The sequence below is a fragment of the Pseudomonas sp. NPDC096950 genome (assembly GCF_044762525.1).
Classification (GTDB): Bacteria; Pseudomonadota; Gammaproteobacteria; order Pseudomonadales; family Pseudomonadaceae; genus Aquipseudomonas.
In genome coordinates this window covers 76,016-93,905 of the sequence record NZ_JBIWEL010000019.1, presented here as the reverse complement: position 1 = coordinate 93,905, position 17,890 = coordinate 76,016, and the positions used below count along the sequence as shown (strand labels likewise).

Here is a 17,890-nt window from a genome sequence, read left to right as displayed (position 1 = left end):
ATGAGTTTTACTAATTCTAACCCAGGATTTTAAATTGACCTATTGGCTGGCCGGTGGGGTTTGCCTCCAAGAGGAACAGGTTATGTTGGTAAAAAACTGCTGGTACGTCGTGGCTTGGGACAATGAGATTCCGGCAGATGGCTTTCTGGCCAGGACCGTTTGCGAAGTGCCGCTGGCCTTGTGGCGCGACGGCGCGGGACGGGTCGTGGCCTTCGAAGATCGCTGCTGCCATCGGGCCGCAAAGCTGTCGATGGGCCGTAAGGAAGGCGACTGCGTAAGGTGCATGTACCACGGCCTGGTGTTCGACAAGGCCGGTGAATGCGTCGCGGCCCCGGCGCAGGAAAAACTGCCACCCAACGCCCGCATCAGAACGTTTCCGATCGTCGAGTCGTACCGTTGGGTATGGATCTGGATGGGCGACCCGGCGCTGGCCGACCCGAGCCAGATCCCCGACATGCCACTGATGGCCGATCCGCAATGGCGCTATTTGGACGGGTACATCCACTACGACGCCAATTACCTGCTGATCACCGACAACCTGCTGGACTTCTCCCACCTGCCATTTCTGCACCCCACCACCTTGGGTGGTTCGCCAGGTTATGCATCGGTATTGCCCACGGTTGAGCGCAAGGAGCGCAGCCTGTTGCTGACAAAATGGGTACTGGATACCGATCCGCCCGCCTACTCCGCCAAATTTGGCGGCTACCCGGAAGAGGCGAGTGTCGATCGCTGGATGGTCTACGAATTCAGCGTACCCGGCATTCTGGTCATGGATGCGGGAATGATGCTGGCGGGAACCGGCGCGAAAGAGGGCGTACGCGAAAACGCCGTGGAATTCCGCGGTTTCCAGGCGCTGACCCCTGAAAGCGAAGGTTCGACCCATTACTTCTTCGCCCATGCGCACAACTTTCTGATCGATCAGCCGCAAGTGACCGAAGCCATCCATAAAGGTGTGATTGCAGCCTTCGAAGAAGACCGCGACATGATCATGGGCCAGCAGGAAAACCTGCAACTTGATCCGGACTTCAAGATGGTTCCCCTGTCGGTCGACTCCGCTCTCGGTCAATTCCGATGGCTGATCAACAAGTTCCTGAAACTGGAAGCCGCCCAGTAATTCGCGATTCCCTGCACGGTATTGCATCCCCAACAACGTACCGCCCGCGACACACAGCGGGTGGCGGAGTCACGTGGTCATGATTGAAGTAAAAGTGCTCGCCAGAACCTCTGAGGCACTGGACATCTGCAGTTTCGAACTCGCGCCACTCGACACGCAGCCCCTGCCTGCGTTCAGTGCGGGAGCCCATATCGACGTACACCTGAGCAACGGTGTCGTTCGTCAATATTCGCTGTGCAACGCCTCGGATGAACGTCACCGCTACGTCATCAGCGTCCTGCGCGAGCCGAACTCCCGTGGCGGCTCCAGACAGTTGCACGAACAGATCAACGTCGGTGACCGGCTCAACATCAGCGCCCCGCGCAACCTGTTCGAACTGGAACCGAACGGCAAGAAGTACCTGCTGTTTGCGGGAGGTATCGGGATCACCCCCATTCTGTGCATGGCTCAACAACTGGCACGGGAAGGGGCCGATTTCGAGCTGCATTACTGCTCGCGTTCCGAATCTCGTGCGGCGTATGTCGACTGGCTGAAAAACTCGACGTTTGCCAACAGGGTTCACCTGCACTTCGACGATGGTCCCGTGCAACTCAAGCTGGATGCGAATGCCGTGATGGCTCACCCCGAGGTGGGGACACACCTTTACGTGTGCGGGCCCGGAGGGTTCATGGATTACGTCCTCGATACCGCACGCTCTTGCGGCTGGCCACAAACCCAGGTGCATCGCGAATACTTTGCCGCGCCCATCGTGGCGCATGGCGCAGATGAAACATTTGAAGTTGAAATCGCCAGCAGTGGCGACGTCTACCAGATCCCTCCCGACAAGAGTGTTTTCGAGGTGCTGGATGCGGCGGGCGTAGAGATCCCGCTCTCCTGCGCACAAGGTGTCTGCGGCAGCTGCGTCACCGGTGTACTGGCCGGTGAGCCGGACCACCGCGACCAGTTCCTCAACGCCGACGAGCGCTTGCGTAACGACAAATTCACCCCGTGCTGTTCCAGAGCCAAGTCGCCACGACTGGTGCTTGACCTCTGACGCTTTAAAACCGAGCACCACCAAGGCTGCGCGAGCACTTCGGCGCGCAGCCCAGTCCATCACCCCAGTGATAACTTAAGGATGAAGAAAATGGTTACGCTCAATGCAAAATCCGTTAGGCGCTTCGGCGCGGCGCTGGCCCTCCAGCTGCTCATCGCGCCCTTCATGACTCCCATGGCTTGCGCGGCCACACACGGCAAAGTGCTGGTGGTGCTGTCCAGCGCCGCGCAGCTGGAACTGCGCAATGGTGTGAATTATCCAGCCGGGTATTACCTGGACGAGCTGGAAGTCCCCCTGCACAAACTGATCGACGCCGGCTTCACGCCCGTGTTTGCCAACCCCAAAGGGAACGCAGTCAGTTTCGACCCGGCTTCGAACGACAAACTGTTTTTTGAAGGCGACGACTCCGCACGTGCGAGTGCCGTCAAATACCTGGCCGGCATTGCCGATCTCCAGCACCCGAAGACTCTCTCGACCGTTCTCAAGGATGGCACCAAGGAGTACGTGGGCGTCTTTATCCCGGGCGGTTTTTCACCGATGCAGGACCTGATCCAGGACCCGACGCTTGGCAAAATCCTGCAGACCTTCCACACCTCTGGCCGGCCAACCGGCGTCATTTGCCACGGCCCGGTTGCCCTGCTGTCGACCTTGCCTGATCCAGCGGCCTTCACCAAAGCCATGGCGGCCAGCGACTGGGCTGCCGCCTCAAAACTGGCAGCCGGATGGACCTACGCCGGCTATCGCCTGACGGTATTCTCGTCCACCGAGGAGCGCGCAGTCGAAGGCAAGGGTAATCAACTGGGTGGCGAGGTTCGCTTTTACGCCGCAGACGCGCTGGCGCAGGCCGGCGCGCATGTCGACAGAGTGGGTGTCTGGGGAGTCAACGTCATCGAAGACCGCGAAGTGGTGAGTGGCCAGCAACCATTCTCATCGCAGGCCTTTGGTGATGCGTTTGTCGCCAGACTCAAGTCCGCCCCCATACGTTGACAGCGTTGCAAGGCACCCGTCGACAAGAATGAAAAAACCCGCCGAAGCGGGTTTTTTCATTCTGTGGTCCAGTCAAACTCGTCGTACTCATCATCCCCATCCTCGTCCAACACGTCTTCATCAAGGACAGGATCATCAAGCTCTTCTTGCGCCTGATTCAGCAGAAACTCCTTCCGCGTCTCAGTAACGGCCTGTCGGATCTCGGCGCTTTTGAGCAGTTGGGCGATGCGATCGATTTTTTGGGTCACGGCTTCCTCCAACGCATCGGCAATGCCCCGATAGTGCGCGCTTTCGGGGGGCGTTGCCAAATTGGCGGAGGCTCTTTGACTCAGTTTTTCTTCAAAGCCTTGAGTCGGGTGGTGAGGTTTTCGTTAGGGAAACGCTTGTGCAATGTCTTCAACAGTTCATCGGCGGCGTGGGTTTGACCGGTGTTTTGCAGGCGAATCACTTCATGTAGTTGATCATCGAGGGTTTTCGCAGGAGCAGCCGCGCGTTTGCTGACTTTTGCTTCATCAGCCATTTCCGCGTTGATCGATTCGCTTTGGGCGGGCGCGGCGAAATCGGCCATTGGTGCTGCGGGTGCAGGCGCAGATAAAGCGCCGGCGGGGGCGGACAATGATCGCGCAATCGGTGCCGGGGCTTCTTTTTTTGCCGCGAAGGATGATGTTTTAGGCGCAGGGGCGGAGTCGAACTGCGGCTCTTGTTCAGGCGTACGCTGCACCAGCGCCAACATCAACGCCACGCCGACGAGGCTGGCAAACGCGACCTGCCAACGGGGTTTCTGGCAGGCCTGGACCCAACGCTGCCAAACACTCGGTTTGCGTACAGGGGTTTCCCGATGTGCAGCGGACAGGATGATGGCGTCGAGATGCGCCGGTGGGCCATCGTTGCTGTGTTCACGATAGTGCTTCAACACTTCGTCTTCTTTTTCAGGACGGGCGTCAGTCATGTCAGTACCTCCTCGGCCAGCAGCCGACGCAGTTTTTGCTGGGCGTAGCGCAAGCGGCTTTTGACGGTTTCCAGCGGTGTTTCGGTGAGGGTGGCGATTTGTGGCAGGTCGAGATCGCCGTGGGCGCGCAGCAGGAAGACTTCGCGCTGGTCGGCGGGCAGGGTTTGCAGGGCGGTTTCGAGGCGCTGGGTGTCGCGGCTCAGGCTCAGCAACTGCTCGGGGTCGGCGGCGTTGTCGATCACGGCGTGGGCCTGTTCGTCGTAGCTGTCGTGCAAGGGGTTATGGATGCCATGTTTGCGCCAGTGATCGATCAGTCGGTTGCGGGCAATCTGGTAGAGCCAGGTACGAAAGTTCGCCCGGCCTTGTGGCTGACTGGTGCTGCGGATCAGGCTCAGCCAGGTGTCCTGGTAGACCTCTTCCGCCAGTTCAGCTTTGCCGCTGAGACCGAGAAGGAATCGATAAAGGCCCTGGCGATGGCGGGCGTACAAGATCTCGAACGCCGGCCCGTCGCCCGAGCGATAACGCGCCAGCAGCGATTCGTCGCTGCTGGCGTCGGTGCTCATTTCAGGAGCAGTCATATCAGCGATGATCCCTTTCACTCGATGCGGTTTGCGGTGGCTTGCTGATTGGATGCCGTGGAGGTTCGCAGGCTTTGGGCCAATTCGACCAGTTGCACGAACTCCGCACGAAGGCCGAAGCGGTCATCGCCCCGGGCGCCACGGGCCAGGGCTTCGGTGTCTTTCAAGCTGAAATCACCGGTGTAGCGGCCGTCCTTCAACTGCTGGGAAAACGCTGCCACTGCCGCGGCAAAGCGCAGGTCATCGCTGGCAGGCGCTGAACTCGAAACAATCGGCCGCTCAATCAAACGACTATTCCCACCTTCCGGCAGTTGATATCGCACACGTAGCATGGCCATTTCCCCGGATTTCCCGGAAGAGGCTGATGAAGAATCACCATACCGCAACGGCTCCAACCAACCCTTCTCGCCCTTCGGCACAATTTCATACAACGCCGTCACCGTATGCCCCGCGCCAATTTCCCCAGCATCCACCTTGTCATTACTAAAATCCTCACGCTTCAACGCGCGATTTTCATACCCCAACAGCCGATATTCACTGACCTGCGCCGGGTTGAACTCCACTTGCAGCTTCACATTCTTCGCCACCACGTCGAGGGTCGAGCCGAGTTGATCCACCAACACCTTGCGCGCCTCACGCAGGTTGTCGATGTAGGCGTAGTTACCGTCGCCGGCATCGGCCAGTTGTTCCATCAGGTGTTCATTGTAGTTATCCACACCAAAACCCAGGGTGGTCAGGGAAATGCCGGTCTTGCGTTTATCCACCGCCATTTGCTTGAGGCTGTCGAAGTCGCTGATGCCGACGTTGAAGTCACCGTCGGTGGCCAGCAGGATGCGGTTGATACCTTTGGGGATAAACGCCTGTTGCGCCATTTGATAAGCCAGCTCGATGCCCGATGCCCCGGCGGTAGAACCACCCGCAGTCAATTGGTCGATGGCTGTACGAATCTTCGCTTTTTCCCGTCCGGAAGTCGGCTCCAGCACCACGCGGGATTCGCCGGCATAAACCACCAGTGATACCCGATCCTGTTCGCGCAGTTGATCGACCAACAACTTCAACGTGCTTTTGACCAAGGGCAGGCCTTCGCGGCGATCCATCGAGCCGGATACGTCCACCAGAAACACCAGATTCGCCGGAGCCAATGACGCCACCGCGCGGTCCGAGGCCTTGATACCGATGCGCAGCAAACGGGTGTGCGGATTCCACGGCGACGGTGCCAGTTCGGTGGTCACGCCGAACGGCGAGCCATCGGTGGGCAAGGCGTAATCGTAGGGAAAGTAATTGACCATTTCCTCCAGCCGCACCGCGCCTTCGGGTGGCAAACGTCCCTGATTCAGCAAGCGACGGACGTTGGCGTAGGCGCCGGTATCGACGTCGGCGCTGAAGGTCGAAACCGGCGCTTCGGCCACGCTGTGGATCGGGTTGTCCGCCAACGCCTGATATTGCTCGCGCTGCTCATCCCGATAACCGGGCGGAGCAGCTTCAGACATCGGCGCAAAGCTCGCCACTGGCGCCACCCGCACGCTGCGCTTGGCCATCACGGCATCCGCCATCACCGCCTCACGCGGCACCACGGCTTCAGTTTTCAACTCACCTTGAGCCGGTGCCGGTGAAGATGACGGCGGCGCCACGACTTCGGATTCAGGCTTGGACGAAACACCGCAACCAGCAACGGCCAGCAGCAGCCCAATGGCGAAACCATGGGCGGCCGGGCGGAGAAAATGCAGAGGGAGGGACATGGGGGCTGACCTCAGGAGGAAAATGATCCATTCATCCTCTGAGACGGACAGCCCGCCAGGTTCGGGTTAAACCGCTGTGAAATAAATCTTCAGCGGTGATAACGCCGCACCACGCTGCTGTTGCGCAGCACGTGGTCTTTGATCTTTTCCAGCAACTGCGCGCGGGTCAGGCCGGCCGGCAAGGCGTCCGGGGCCAGGTCCAAGGCGTAAATCTGGATGATGTAGTGGTGCGCGCTGTCACCGGTTGGCGGGCAAGGACCGACGTAGGTCGTGGTGCCTTTGACGTTGGTGCCGCCGACGCCTTCGAGGGCGCCTTTCGCGCCGACACCGGCCGGAATCTGGTGGGTCGTCGCCTTGATGCCGTAATGCACCCAGTGATCGACGCCCTGGCCTTTAGCACCGTCAGGGTCTTGCATGACGATGGCGTAGCTGAGGGTGCCTGCCGGGCCGGCGTTCCAGTTCAGGGCCGGGGACTGGTTGTGTCCGCCGCAATTGGGTGCATCGCTGGCAGCCGCCGACGTAAACAGTCGATCGTCCGTGACACCGGGGATATTGAGGGTAAAACGCTCCTGGGCCTGCACGGGCAATTGCACGCAAAGGGCGACTGCAACGGCCGCCAGCCAAGGGTTCAGAGAGGTCAATCGGGTCATTACCGGAGCACCTTGTGCGGGTTGGGCCGTCGTCGGCTGGCAGACTATAGCCGGACCGTTCGCGCGGTGGCAGTGGCAATTGAGCTGAACCTCGGGATAAGGGCCAAACTCAATAGAGAAACACCTGCCTGGAGAGCGCTCATGGCCCTGCACCGCGTTGCCCGTTTCGCCGATGTGCCGGAAAACCGGGGCCTTGAGGTCCGGATCGCCGACACCAAAATTGTCCTGCTGCGGGTTGGTGATCAATTGCGCGCCTTCCAGGGCGAATGTCCCCACGCCGGGGCGCCGCTGGCCGAGGGCGCGCTGTGTCACGGGCGGCTGATCTGCCCATGGCACAAGGCTGCTTACCGAATCGAAGACGGGGCGCTGTGTGAACCGCCGTCCCTGGACGGTCTCAAGCGCTTTCCGCTGGAAATGCGCGAAGACGAAGTCTGGGTCGACGATCAGCCGATGTCCGACCCGCACACGCCGCCAGCGGACGATGAACGCACCTTTGTGATCGTCGGCGCAGGGGCCGCAGGCACCGCAGCGGCGGCGGCATTGCGCGAGAAAGGTTTCGGCGGTCGCATCCAACTGATCGACCGCGAAGCTGACGCCGGTTACGACCGCACCGTGCTGAGCAAATTCGTGATCGCCGGGGAGATGCCGCCGGAAGAAATCCCGCCCCTGCGCGACGAAACGTTTTATCGCAAACAACGCATAGACCGCATCCACGGCGAAGTGGCGAGCCTCAATGCGCAGGACAAAACCTTAACACTGGCCGACGGACAAACCCTGAGCTACGACGCCGCGTTGCTGGCGACTGGCGGCATACCCAAGCCTCTGGAACTGCCGGGCGCCGACCTGCCGCAAGTGTTCCTGCTGCGTTCGAAGGATCAGGCGCAGCGCATTCTCGACGCGGCCAAACCCGGTCAGCGGGCGGTGATCATCGGTGACAGTTTTATTGCCCTGGAATCGGCTTCGTCCCTGCGCACTTATGGGTTGGAGGTGACCGTACTCGCCCGCCACGCCGTACCCTTCGCCGCCCAATTTGGCGAGGCCGTCGGCAAGGCGATACGCGCCCTGCATGAGGCCCATGGCGTGGTCTTTCACACCCAGGGCGAAGCCGCGTCCATCGAGGGAACCGGCAAAGTCGAAGCGGTGCTTCTGGATAACGGGCAACGCTTACCGGCGGATCTGGTGCTGGTCGGCATTGGCGTGAGCCCGGCCACTGCGGTGTTTGCCGACCTGCCCAAAGAGAAAGACCAATCGCTGAAAGTCGACGGCGGGATGCGTTTGGCCGAAGGCCTGTGGGCCGTCGGCGATATCGCCACCTTCCCGCTCAACGGCCAGCTGCAACGGATCGAGCACTGGCGTCTGGCGCAACAACAGGCGCGGATCGCTGCAACCAACATGCTCGGCGGCGACGAGCATTATCTCGACGTGCCGTATTTCTGGACCTGGCACTTCGGTAAAAACTACGACTACCTGGGTCATGCCGAAAGTTGGGATGAGGTGGAGTACAAGGGTGATCCTGACCATCCACCGTTTATTGGCCTGTTCGGCAAGCACGGGGTGGTGGTGGCTGCGGTGGCCTGCGAAGAAGAGCGGGCGATGGCGATGCTGGCCGAGCGGATGAAACAGCCGCTGCCGGTGGATGAGGCGTGGCGGCTGGTTCGGGATCTGAATTGACGCCTGACTTTGTGGCGAGGGCGCTTGCTCCCTCGCCACAGGTGCGTGCAGGTCAAAAGAATTAGAGATGGATCACCGGCTCACGATTGTCGTCATCCTCAGCTGGCAAACGAATCACCAACGGATGCTCCAGCGGTGCCAGCCGCGTCACTGGCGACGCCGGATCAATCGGAAAGTAATGCGTCACCACATGGCTCACATCACCCTCCTGATTGTTGTGAATCGTCATCGAGCCCGGTGTGCGCAGTTTCTCCAGACGATCCCCGCTCAACTTGAAGCTTTTGCTCAACCCATGATCATCCACCACCGGTGCCGGCAAACGACGCTGGGCGAAGCTTTTGCTTTTGCGATGTTGATAACGCGCCCAGGAAATCAGGATCACCGCGTTCAACACCGCCACCCACAAATAAATCTGCAAGGTGCCAAGGGCATCGAACACTGACGCATCGATGCGTGGGCCGTCGTGGGTATCGATCAATGGCCATAAGCCGCGCACCAGCAGATAGAGCAGACCGATCCAGGCCAACACCGTGAAGAAGGCATCGATCACGACCAGAAAGGGCCGCTGCCGGGTTCTGATGATTTTCATTTGATGACCTCTTCCTCTTCATCATGCAGCGGTTTGATACCCCGATCCGGGCTGACCCAACGCGCGCGTTTCTGATGTTGGCCGAACAGCACTTTGGGGAAACTGACCAGGGTGGTGAGCAAACTGATGAACCAGAACACCAGCGGATACCAGACGACCCAGAACATGGTCTTGCCCAGGCCTTTCTCGTAGCGTCGATCGATCACGATGCTGACCGCAAATTGCACCAGGCAGACCACCGCCAGCAGCAATCCTGTAAACGCCGGTGGCAGCAAATGATCCACCGCAATCGCGGAGGGCATTTCGACAAACTTGCCCACGCCCCAAAAGATCACCGACAGCAGGAAAGTGAAGGCCCAACCGGTGGACAAGCAATATTCGAACAGCAGCGGCCACAGGTAGCGGTGGCGGTACTGCCAGATGCCGCGAATGTTCTTGAACAGCACTTCGGCGCCGCCCTGGGCCCAGCGCAGGCGCTGCTTCCACAGGCCACCGAGGGTTTCCGGCATCAGGATCCAACACAACGCGCGGGGCTCGTAGAAGATGCTCCAGTGATCCAGTTGCAGTTTCCAACTGATGTCGATGTCTTCGGTGATCATGTCCGGGCTCCAGTAGCCGACCCGGTTCAGCGCCGAACGACGGAATGCCACGATCACCCCGGACACGGTAAAGATCCGCCCGAATACCCGCTGGGTACGTTTGATCAAACCAATGATCGACGAGAACTCACCGACCTGAACCCGGCCCACCAGCGTCGAACGGGTGCGAATGCGCGGGTTGCCGGTCACGGCGCCGAGGCGTGCGTTATCCAGCATTGGCGCGACCAGATACGCCGCCGTGTTCGGCGCCAACAGCGCATCACCGTCGATGCACACCAGGTACTCACTGCGCGCCGCAATGGCGCCCATGCGCAGGGCCACGGCTTTGCCTTGGTTTTCCGCCAGATGCAGCACTCTCAGACGCGAGTCTTGCGCCGCCAGCGCATCGAGCACGGCGGCGGTGTTGTCCTTGGAGCCGTCGTTGATCGCGATCACTTCGATGTTCGGGTAATGCTGGGCCAGCGCCGCGTGAATGGTGTCGGCGGCGTTGTCGCCTTCGTTGTAGCAAGGGATCAGGATCGAAATCAGCGGCTCGCCGGCCAATGGCGGCGGCAAGGTGTCGTCCTTCCACGGCCAGTGGCGTTCCCAGTGCAGCCAGAAATACAGGCCACCGGCGATCCACAGCCCGGACATGAACAGCGGATAAAAGAACACGAAGTCCATCAGGAATTGCCCGGTCACCAGGAAAATCAGCCCCAGGGGTATCCCGAGGACGATTGCCAGTACCAGCACGGCCAAAAGTCTATCCAGCATGTTATGGATTCCACTTGTTGGAGAGCGCGGGCCGCACGGTGTTCAGGTCCGGCTGGTTCTCGAGGAAATTGTCCGGGTAGTAGCCAAAACTGGTGGCGCCCTGACGCTTGAGGCGGCCCATCCAGTCGCTCAGCTGCGCGCCGTCGATGTCGGCATCGGTTTGTTTGGTCCAGTCCTTGGCCTGCAATTCGAACACCGTGCGGTTGAGCGCACCGGGACGTGCCTTGACCGTAGCCACCAACGCTTCGAGCCAGGGCCCGGATTGCGCGTGGCTTTGTTTTTCCATCAGCGGCATCGCCATCGGCGCCGTCCAGTCGTAGGTGGCGAGGAAGTCGTCGAGGTTCTGCGCAAACCAGGCTTCGCTCTGGGGATTGAGCATCGGCTCGGCAAAGATATTGCGCGCGGTCAGCACCTGCGGACCACGAATGGCGCGGACCTTGGCGGTGAGCTCGTTGGTGAAATCGATCAGGTAGCGGCTCTTGAACCGCGTCCAGCGTTGCAGCGTGGCCGGGTCATCCCGCAGCGCTGCAATCGAACCCGGCAAGCCGTTGGCCGCATACACTTTGAGCGCTTCGGGGCCAGCGTCTTCAAAGTCCGAAAGCACCGCGTCGTCGTGATAGAGGACGCCGTCCACCGAGGTCAGGCGCGCCACGTCTTCGTAGATTTCACCGATGATGCGCCGCACGTTCGGGTCGAACGGCGACAGGCGTTTGTACTGGTCCGGATCCACCGACGTGGTGCCGGTTTGCGGGTCCCAGCGCATCACGCGGGGCAGTTTCGAATCCAGGGCAAAACTCAGCACCGGCATCCAGGCGAAGACTTTGACGTGAGCGCGAGTTCGCAGCTGCCAGGCCACGCGGTCGAAGATGTCGGCGCGCACCGGCAAGTGGCGGTTGGGGAAGTACAACGAGTGCACCAGGCCATCGCCTTTCGGGTCGGCGAAGGCTTGCAGGAACACCGTGTTAGCGCCCATGTCGGCCATGCGCTGGATCAGTTTGCCGAGGTTGATTTCCTGCTGGGCCGGGTCGGCGTCGTAGACGTTATCCAGGTCCACATGCACCACGCGCATCGGCGATTCGGCTTGTACCGAAACGATGCTGTTGGCGAAGTGCTCGCCGTCCGGGTCCGACGCCACCAGGAAGCGCGGGCTGCTCATCAGGTTGTCGAGGGCATCGAGGCCGTCGTCCAGGGTCAGGGCCATTTGGTAGCCCTGCTCGCTGACCACTTGCAGCGACGTGCCATCCGCCGCGCCGTAGGGCCAGACCCAGATGCGCGGTTTGTAACCGGTGACTTTACGGATTTTCTCGGTGATGGTCGCGACGTCGCTGCGCATCCGCGCCTGAAACTCGGCCTCGGTTTCGTAGCGACCGTTGACCGCGTCATAGCGGCGGGTCGCGGCGGCTGGTTGCAGGTTGCCTTGCGGGTTGGCCAATACACCTTTGTGGCTGGCATCGGTGTGGGCGGCGATTTCCACCAGCCCCGATTTAGAGATCTCGCGAATCTGATCCCAGGTCAGGAAGTCCGAACGCTGGCGCGGCGTGCCGGCGAAATCCACCGGTTGGTTCAGCGGCGTGTCGATCCACACCCCGACCGGCGCCAGCAAGGCGTGCCAGTTGTAGGCTCGCAGCACCGGCAGGACGCGGGTGTAGAAGCTTGAATAACCGTCGTCGAAACTCAGCAGAATCGCCTTGGGCGGCAGCTGCGGACCGCCATTACGCGCGGCGATGATCTGGTCGACGGTGACCGGTTTGTAGTTGTTCTCCCTTAACCAGGCAAGCTGCTCGATCATGCGCTCGGTGCGCACCGCCACTACCGCTTGGTCGGGGTCGCGGTCTTCAACGTCGTGGTAGGCGATCCCGAGTACGTGGTTTTTCGGCCACGGCTTTTCGTTAGCCTGAACGGGGCGCTCGGACGGCGGCGTAAACGCCGGGGCTTGCTGGGCGCAGGCGCTGACCAGCAGCGCTCCCAGCAGAAGGATGAAACGCGAGATAAAAGGCATCTTCAAACTCTTCTAGAAGCGGTAAGTGAGGTCGACGAGCAGGCGCAGATCGGTTTCGCGGTCGCCGTCATAGGGCCGGTTGATCACGGTCAACAAACCGCCCACCTCGAACACGTCATTCCAGCTATAGCGCTGGCCGTAGCCCAGCAGGCCGATGCCGCCCGTGCCGTGGTCGCGCTGGCTATACGTGCCCGCGCCGACCTGGAATTGCTGGCTCCAGGAAGTTTCGTAGCGGCGATAAAGCACGTGGTTGACGTTCACCGTTGGCAGCACGCTGAAGTCGGATTTCGGGTTGAAGTACGGCACATCCTCGGACGCAGAGTTGTGGCTGGTGCCGACTTCCAGACCGAGATCGACTTGCACTTTCGGCGCGGTGTAGACGCCCTCGCGCCCGGTGAGCAAGGCTTCGACGCGGTTGTTGCCGTCGCTGAAATGCGACGGACTGACCGCCAGTTTCCATTCGCGGCTTTCATTGGCGCGCCAGCGGATGAAACCGCTGCCGCCGTTGGCCGTGACGTCGCTGTTCAGTGCGCGCAGTGGCGTGTCGGCCGAGAGGTAAGCGAGGCTGCCGCCGTACTGCCAGTGATCGTCGATGTCCCGGGCAATCGCCAGGCGTGCGCCCTGCTTGTTGCCGTAACCGAAGTTGTGGTTGGAGACTTCCGCTTCCAGGGTCATGTCGCGAGTGCGGCGCTCGACTCCGAGCCGCTGCGTGCGATCACGACCGGTGCCTTCCTGGAAATCACCGGTGGCGTAACCGACACCGGCGAATACCCGCCAGTCTTCATCGATGGGCGGGCTGTAGAGCACGGTTTCGATGCCGAAATCCTTGCTGCCGGACACCGCACCGGCGCCGCTGTCGCCACCGCCGTAACTTTTGCCGCCGTAGCTCTGCACCCGCAACTCGGCCATGTCATGCACCTCGCGCTGGCGCTGCAAACGCTGGACCTGACGGTTGTCCGGGAAACGCGCGGCCACATCGTCGGTCAGCGCGTCCATCTGCCGCCATTCCTGCAAGTCCATGGCGGTGTGAGCCTGGGCGACTTCCAGCCCCAAGTCCCGGGGGACCATGCTTTCGGTTTCCTTGAGCTGCAATTCCGCGCGGCGCGGCCAGTCCCGCGCCAGGTACAAATCAGCCTGGGCCAGGCGCAAACCGATGTTGCCCGGCGCCTGATCGACCAACGTCTGCAAGCGCTGCTCGCCGGACGGCAGATCGGCCCCGTAGGTCCCGGCCTGGGCGGCGAGTTGTTGCGCGTCCATCCATTCATCGTTGGGGTTGCCTACCGGCAAGCCCTTGAGTTCGACCCGTGGCTTCTGGGTTTTCGCCAGGTCCTCGGCGACTGTGCGCGCTTCGTCAGCCTTGTCGCTTTCGAGCAGCGCGTAATAGAGCGCGGTGCTGTCTTCGAGGCGATCGCCGACATCGGCGTCCGGCGCGACCAGCACTTGGCGATAGAGATCAGTGGCGATTTCTGGCTGGCGCTGATCCAGGTAAGACGACGCCACCCAACGCAGGGCGTAGGTCGGAATCTTCACGCCTTCGCCGTTGAGTTTCTGGTATTCGCTGATCACATCAGCGGTACGCGCACGGGCCTTGAGCGCGCCCATGCGGTCGATGCGCCAACGGGTGACGTCATCGTGGGCCGCCGGGTCCGGGGTCCAGGTGGCGAGCAGTTTGTCGTAGTCGGCCAACGCTCGATCGGCGATCACATAGCGTTCTTTTTCGCTGCGGGTGGCCAGTTCCGCCAGACGCACGCGCTCGGCGGCGAGGTCGCCTTCGATGCGCCGCAACTGCACCGGATCAATCAGCCCCGGCCGCTGATGGGCCAGGCGCAGGGCTGGCTCCGGCAGGCGTGCGCGTTGCAGGGCGAACACGTATTCCCGGGCGACTTCGGGTTTGCTGCCAGCGCGGATAAAGGCCTGGTCGTATTCGAACAACGCGTCGTAATTATTCCCGGCGCGGGTCAAGGCATAGGCCAGCGCCAGACGCCGGGATGGATCGTCCGGTTTGGCGGCCACCAAAGCTTTTGTACGAGTTACGGCTTCGTCAGGTTTGCCCGCGTCAGCCTGGGTCATGGCCAGAGCGAGTTGCAGGTCCGGGTTCTGTGGCTCCAGCGCCAGGGCCTTGTTGTAAACCTCGGTCGCCGCATCCCAGCGCTTGAGGTTGCGATAGGCCCGCGCCGTGGCGGTCAACGCCTGGACCGGCAGCACGCGGTTGCGCCCCTGGGTTTCATAGACCTGCACCACTTCGGCATCCAGGCCGGCCCAACTGGCGATCTGCAAATGATCGCTGACCTGACCGGTGGTGGCTTGGTTCACCGGCACCTGACGCAGCACGGTCAACGCTGGCGCGTAGTTGCCCGCCCGAGCATCGCGGACCATTTGGTCGTAAGGCGTGTCGGCAAACGCCAGCGCCGGCCAGAGCAACTGGCTGCACAGCGCAACGCGAAACAACGGGCGTAAGCCACGATGAATAAAGGGACCTGCAAAACGCGGCATTCGTCAGCATCCTTACATGGCCAGCCGGGTCGCAATGCCCCTCGCCCACTCGTAACGGAAAGCTGGATCACAGGACCCAGCCAGCTTGTCGGGGCGCAGTCTTGCACGCGAGTTTGGTCAGCCATTCAGAACGCAATATTTATTCAGATTCGTGACATTACTTGGCCTTGTTCAAATCCCGGACAGCAAAACGCCCGGCGTCTGAGGCCGGGCGTCGCGGTGTAACCCTTGGTTTTACTGGACTTGCCCAGCGCCGCCGAGTTTGCCCATCACGAAGCCGACAAACTGCTCGACGGTCATTTTCTGGCCGTTGAATTCCACCTGATTGTTGGCGTAATGCAGTTTGGTGACGACGTCTGCGCCTTCCAGCTTGGCCAATTGCGTGCCCACGGCCATGCTGCTGAACATGTCGCTGGTGGCGGTTGCCTGTTCGACGATGGTCTTGGCGTCGGTCTGGCCATCCGCTTGGGCCTGAATGCTCAGCAGGTCAACCAGCATTGGCTTGGACACTTTGATGTTGATGTCCAGCAAAGCGATCAACTGACGGACCAACTGGTCTGGCGGCAGGTCCATGGACGCCGGTTTGGTCAGGTCCAGCACCAGGTTGGCGCGGCTTTCACCGTTGGCCGAGTTGAACGACAGGTTCTCCAGGGCGAACTGTGGACCGGCGGCCAACAGTTTTTCCAGACCGGCCTTCACCTGTTTCTCTTCTTCTGGCGTCAGGTTCAGCTCGGGGGCTGGCTCACCGGCGGCAGCGGCTTTGGCGGCGGCTTGCTCGTAGGGTTGCAGCTTGGTCTGGTAAATCTCCATCAGCGCCATGGTCGACGGGATGTCGAGGTTCTTCAGGCTCATGGCCATCTGGGCCGAACCGACGGTTTTGCCGTTGAACGACACTTCACCGACCTTGTAATCCGCACGCCCGGAAGCGCTGGTGCCGGATTCTTCGGTCTGGTTCTTCATTTCGAATTTGTTGACGCCGACGATCGACTGCTTCGGACCGAAGGTGGTCTTGCTGCTGGTCAGTTCGACGGTGTTTTCGCCGGTGTAGTAGCCGTAGGTGCTTTTGACCAGGTTGCTGGCCAGGGTCAGGCCGTTCAGCTCGACCGACACCGGCGCCTGATCTTCAGACACGGTGGTCAGCTTGAGGCTGTCCATGTAGCCGTCGGCCTTGACCTTCTGGGCCTGGGCGCTGGCGGCGATGTCCATGTTCAAACCGGAGAACTTCAGGCTGGACTTGTCATCCAGCGCCACTTCCAGCGGCAGCAATTCGAAAGCGCCGTTGGTGGAGTTGTCGTAACCGATGTTGACCACGCCTTTGACCGGCGACTGGCCGTTGGCGGCCGCGAACCATTTTTCCGTGGTCGGGGTCTTTTCCAGCTCGAAGTGGTTGGTGGCCATGACCGGCAGCCATTTCAACGACGCCAGGCGCGAGAACGGCAGCGGGCCATGTTCGACGCGATCGACGAAAAGCAATTCGACTGGCGCTTCACCGAACATCTCGCCTTCGCCCTTGAGGCGGTAGTGGGCGGTGCTGCTGAACACGCCACGCTCCACGGACACCAGTTCCAGGGACGCTGTGCCGTTGGAGCCGACCAGCGCGGCTTGCAGTTCTTTATTGGCGTCTACGACGGAGGCGTTGAGCACGCCTTCCAGTTTAGTGCCGGTGTACCAGGCGCCGCCGGCGCTGATTGCACCGATGGCAACGACAATTCCAAGAAGCACGCCTGCTGATTTATTCATGAATTACCCGATCAATGTCCGTTGTTGAAAATGTGGTCGTCTTCCCTGAACCCATGACGGGTCGTGGTCACGACTGCGCAAAAGTGCGATGGAGATTAGCATTTGCGGGGCGAGAGGGCTTAATGATTAAAGGTTAAAGAGTGTCTATGGACAGGAGGCGGGGGTTGAGAGTTTCAGCGCTCATGAAATCGCCTTCGCGAGCAGGCTCGCTCCCACAGGAGGACTGCGATCAAATGTGGGAGCGAGCCTGCTCGCGAAGGCGTCAATCCTGCCGACAAAAAATTCAGGAATACTGCATTTCAATCTCATCCAACTGATGATCAAAGCTTTTGAGCCGCGCCGTCCACGTATAGACCAGCACTTCGAAATCCCGATTGATCACCGCCCCGCCCGTCACTTCCGCACGCGGGTCGCAGAAGTCCAATTGATAGCGCTCGCGGGCCATGGCGTTGGCGACATCGGAGAGTTCGCGGGCGTTGTTGAGCCAGTGCCAGCCTTCTTCGGTGACTTGCTTGTCCAGCGCCAGGCATTGGGTCTTCAAGGCTTCGAGGCTTTTTTCCAGCGGTGTGCCGGTGAGTTCGCCCATGACTTCCTGGAACGTGCGCCCCGGTTGCCAGTAGCTGCCCCAGAAATATCGGTCGAATACCGTTTCGACCCGCCGCAGCGCGACCTTGGTGTCCCAGATCAGCACCAGGGTCTTGCCTTGTTCGAGGTGTCTTCGTTTGATGCGCGTGCCCTGGACCGAAGCCCAGGCGACCACGACGATGGACATCACGGCAATCAGTGCCGCCGCGCTGTCGAGGAACACCAGCGCCTTGTCGATCTGGTGGGCGAGCATGATGCCGTAGAAATAGGTGGCCGACAGCAACACCAATGCCGCAATAGCGCACCAGAAGCCGGGAGCATAAGGGTTTTTCATTATTAGAGTCCCCATGACCAACGCGAGCCTTGATTGACGGGATCGTCGTGCGATCCCGTCAAGTCAAAGCATAGCAA

General features: G+C 60.8%; 15 protein-coding genes. 4 read left to right on the top strand and 11 right to left on the bottom strand.

The genetic code is table 11. The features are described from left to right. The first annotated feature begins 82 nt into the window (after positions 1-82). The 3 genes from ACIQY3_RS24800 to ACIQY3_RS24790 all read left to right on the top strand — a co-directional run bounded on the left by ACIQY3_RS24800 (position 83) and on the right by ACIQY3_RS24790 (position 3,134). Positions 83-1,114 carry a Rieske 2Fe-2S domain-containing protein gene (locus tag ACIQY3_RS24800; protein WP_403024881.1) on the top strand — a complete coding sequence of 344 codons (1,032 nt, stop codon included), beginning with the start codon at positions 83-85 and terminating at the stop codon, positions 1,112-1,114. Between the two features lie 79 nt (positions 1,115-1,193). After that, the gene (locus ACIQY3_RS24795; RefSeq protein ID WP_403024878.1) at positions 1,194-2,147 is read left to right on the top strand and encodes a PDR/VanB family oxidoreductase; all 954 of its coding nucleotides are present in this window, start codon (positions 1,194-1,196) and stop codon (positions 2,145-2,147) included. Between the two features lie 90 nt (positions 2,148-2,237). Next, positions 2,238-3,134: a type 1 glutamine amidotransferase domain-containing protein gene (locus tag ACIQY3_RS24790; RefSeq protein WP_403024875.1), complete on the top strand. Its 897-nt coding sequence runs from the start codon at positions 2,238-2,240 to the stop codon at positions 3,132-3,134. Positions 3,135-3,190: 56 nt separating this feature from the next. Here the strand turns inward: ACIQY3_RS24790 and ACIQY3_RS24785 are convergent, their stop codons facing one another. The 5 genes from ACIQY3_RS24785 to ACIQY3_RS24765 all read right to left on the bottom strand — a co-directional run bounded on the left by ACIQY3_RS24785 (position 3,191) and on the right by ACIQY3_RS24765 (position 7,050). Then, complete coding sequence (locus ACIQY3_RS24785) at positions 3,191-3,442, bottom strand: hypothetical protein (RefSeq protein WP_403024872.1); 252 nt, start codon at positions 3,440-3,442, stop codon at positions 3,191-3,193. 20 nt (positions 3,443-3,462) lie between these two features. After that, entirely contained in the window at positions 3,463-4,083 is a 621-nt protein-coding gene (locus ACIQY3_RS24780; protein ID WP_403024869.1) for a hypothetical protein, read from the bottom strand. Further along, positions 4,080-4,661 carry an RNA polymerase sigma factor gene (locus ACIQY3_RS24775; RefSeq protein ID WP_123516100.1) on the bottom strand — a complete coding sequence of 194 codons (582 nt, stop codon included), beginning with the start codon at positions 4,659-4,661 and terminating at the stop codon, positions 4,080-4,082. The genes ACIQY3_RS24780 and ACIQY3_RS24775 overlap by 4 nt, the downstream gene beginning before the upstream one ends. A 17-nt stretch (positions 4,662-4,678) precedes the next feature. Beyond that, positions 4,679-6,400 (bottom strand): von Willebrand factor type A domain-containing protein, encoded by a 1,722-nt coding sequence (locus tag ACIQY3_RS24770; RefSeq protein WP_403024865.1) that lies wholly within the window; start codon positions 6,398-6,400, stop codon positions 4,679-4,681. Between the two features lie 89 nt (positions 6,401-6,489). Continuing rightward, positions 6,490-7,050: a YbhB/YbcL family Raf kinase inhibitor-like protein gene (locus tag ACIQY3_RS24765; RefSeq protein WP_403024862.1), complete on the bottom strand. Its 561-nt coding sequence runs from the start codon at positions 7,048-7,050 to the stop codon at positions 6,490-6,492. A gap of 141 nt (positions 7,051-7,191) precedes the next feature. Here ACIQY3_RS24765 and ACIQY3_RS24760 point away from each other — a divergent pair, with 141 nt between their 5' ends. Then, a complete protein-coding gene (locus tag ACIQY3_RS24760; protein WP_403024859.1) occupies positions 7,192-8,721 on the top strand; it encodes an FAD-dependent oxidoreductase in 1,530 nt (509 codons plus the stop codon). A gap of 61 nt (positions 8,722-8,782) precedes the next feature. Here the strand turns inward: ACIQY3_RS24760 and pgaD are convergent, their stop codons facing one another. The 6 genes from pgaD to ACIQY3_RS24730 all read right to left on the bottom strand — a co-directional run bounded on the left by pgaD (position 8,783) and on the right by ACIQY3_RS24730 (position 17,813). Continuing rightward, positions 8,783-9,310, bottom strand: coding sequence for a poly-beta-1,6-N-acetyl-D-glucosamine biosynthesis protein PgaD (pgaD, locus tag ACIQY3_RS24755; RefSeq protein ID WP_403024856.1), 528 nt, complete (start codon positions 9,308-9,310; stop codon positions 8,783-8,785). Next, positions 9,307-10,662 (bottom strand): poly-beta-1,6-N-acetyl-D-glucosamine synthase, encoded by a 1,356-nt coding sequence (gene pgaC / locus ACIQY3_RS24750; RefSeq protein ID WP_403024853.1) that lies wholly within the window; start codon positions 10,660-10,662, stop codon positions 9,307-9,309. The genes pgaD and pgaC overlap by 4 nt, the downstream gene beginning before the upstream one ends. Position 10,663: 1 nt before the next feature. Then, positions 10,664-12,661, bottom strand: a complete 1,998-nt coding sequence (gene pgaB / locus ACIQY3_RS24745; RefSeq protein ID WP_403024850.1) for a poly-beta-1,6-N-acetyl-D-glucosamine N-deacetylase PgaB — start codon at positions 12,659-12,661, stop codon at positions 10,664-10,666. Between the two features lie 12 nt (positions 12,662-12,673). Then, complete coding sequence (gene pgaA, locus ACIQY3_RS24740) at positions 12,674-15,154, bottom strand: poly-beta-1,6 N-acetyl-D-glucosamine export porin PgaA (RefSeq protein ID WP_403024847.1); 2,481 nt, start codon at positions 15,152-15,154, stop codon at positions 12,674-12,676. Positions 15,155-15,388: 234 nt separating this feature from the next. Continuing rightward, the gene (locus ACIQY3_RS24735; RefSeq protein WP_403024844.1) at positions 15,389-16,894 is read right to left on the bottom strand and encodes a YdgA family protein; all 1,506 of its coding nucleotides are present in this window, start codon (positions 16,892-16,894) and stop codon (positions 15,389-15,391) included. Between the two features lie 283 nt (positions 16,895-17,177). Beyond that, positions 17,178-17,813, bottom strand: coding sequence for a hypothetical protein (locus tag ACIQY3_RS24730; protein WP_054050265.1), 636 nt, complete (start codon positions 17,811-17,813; stop codon positions 17,178-17,180). Between the last annotated feature and the right edge of the window lie 77 nt (positions 17,814-17,890).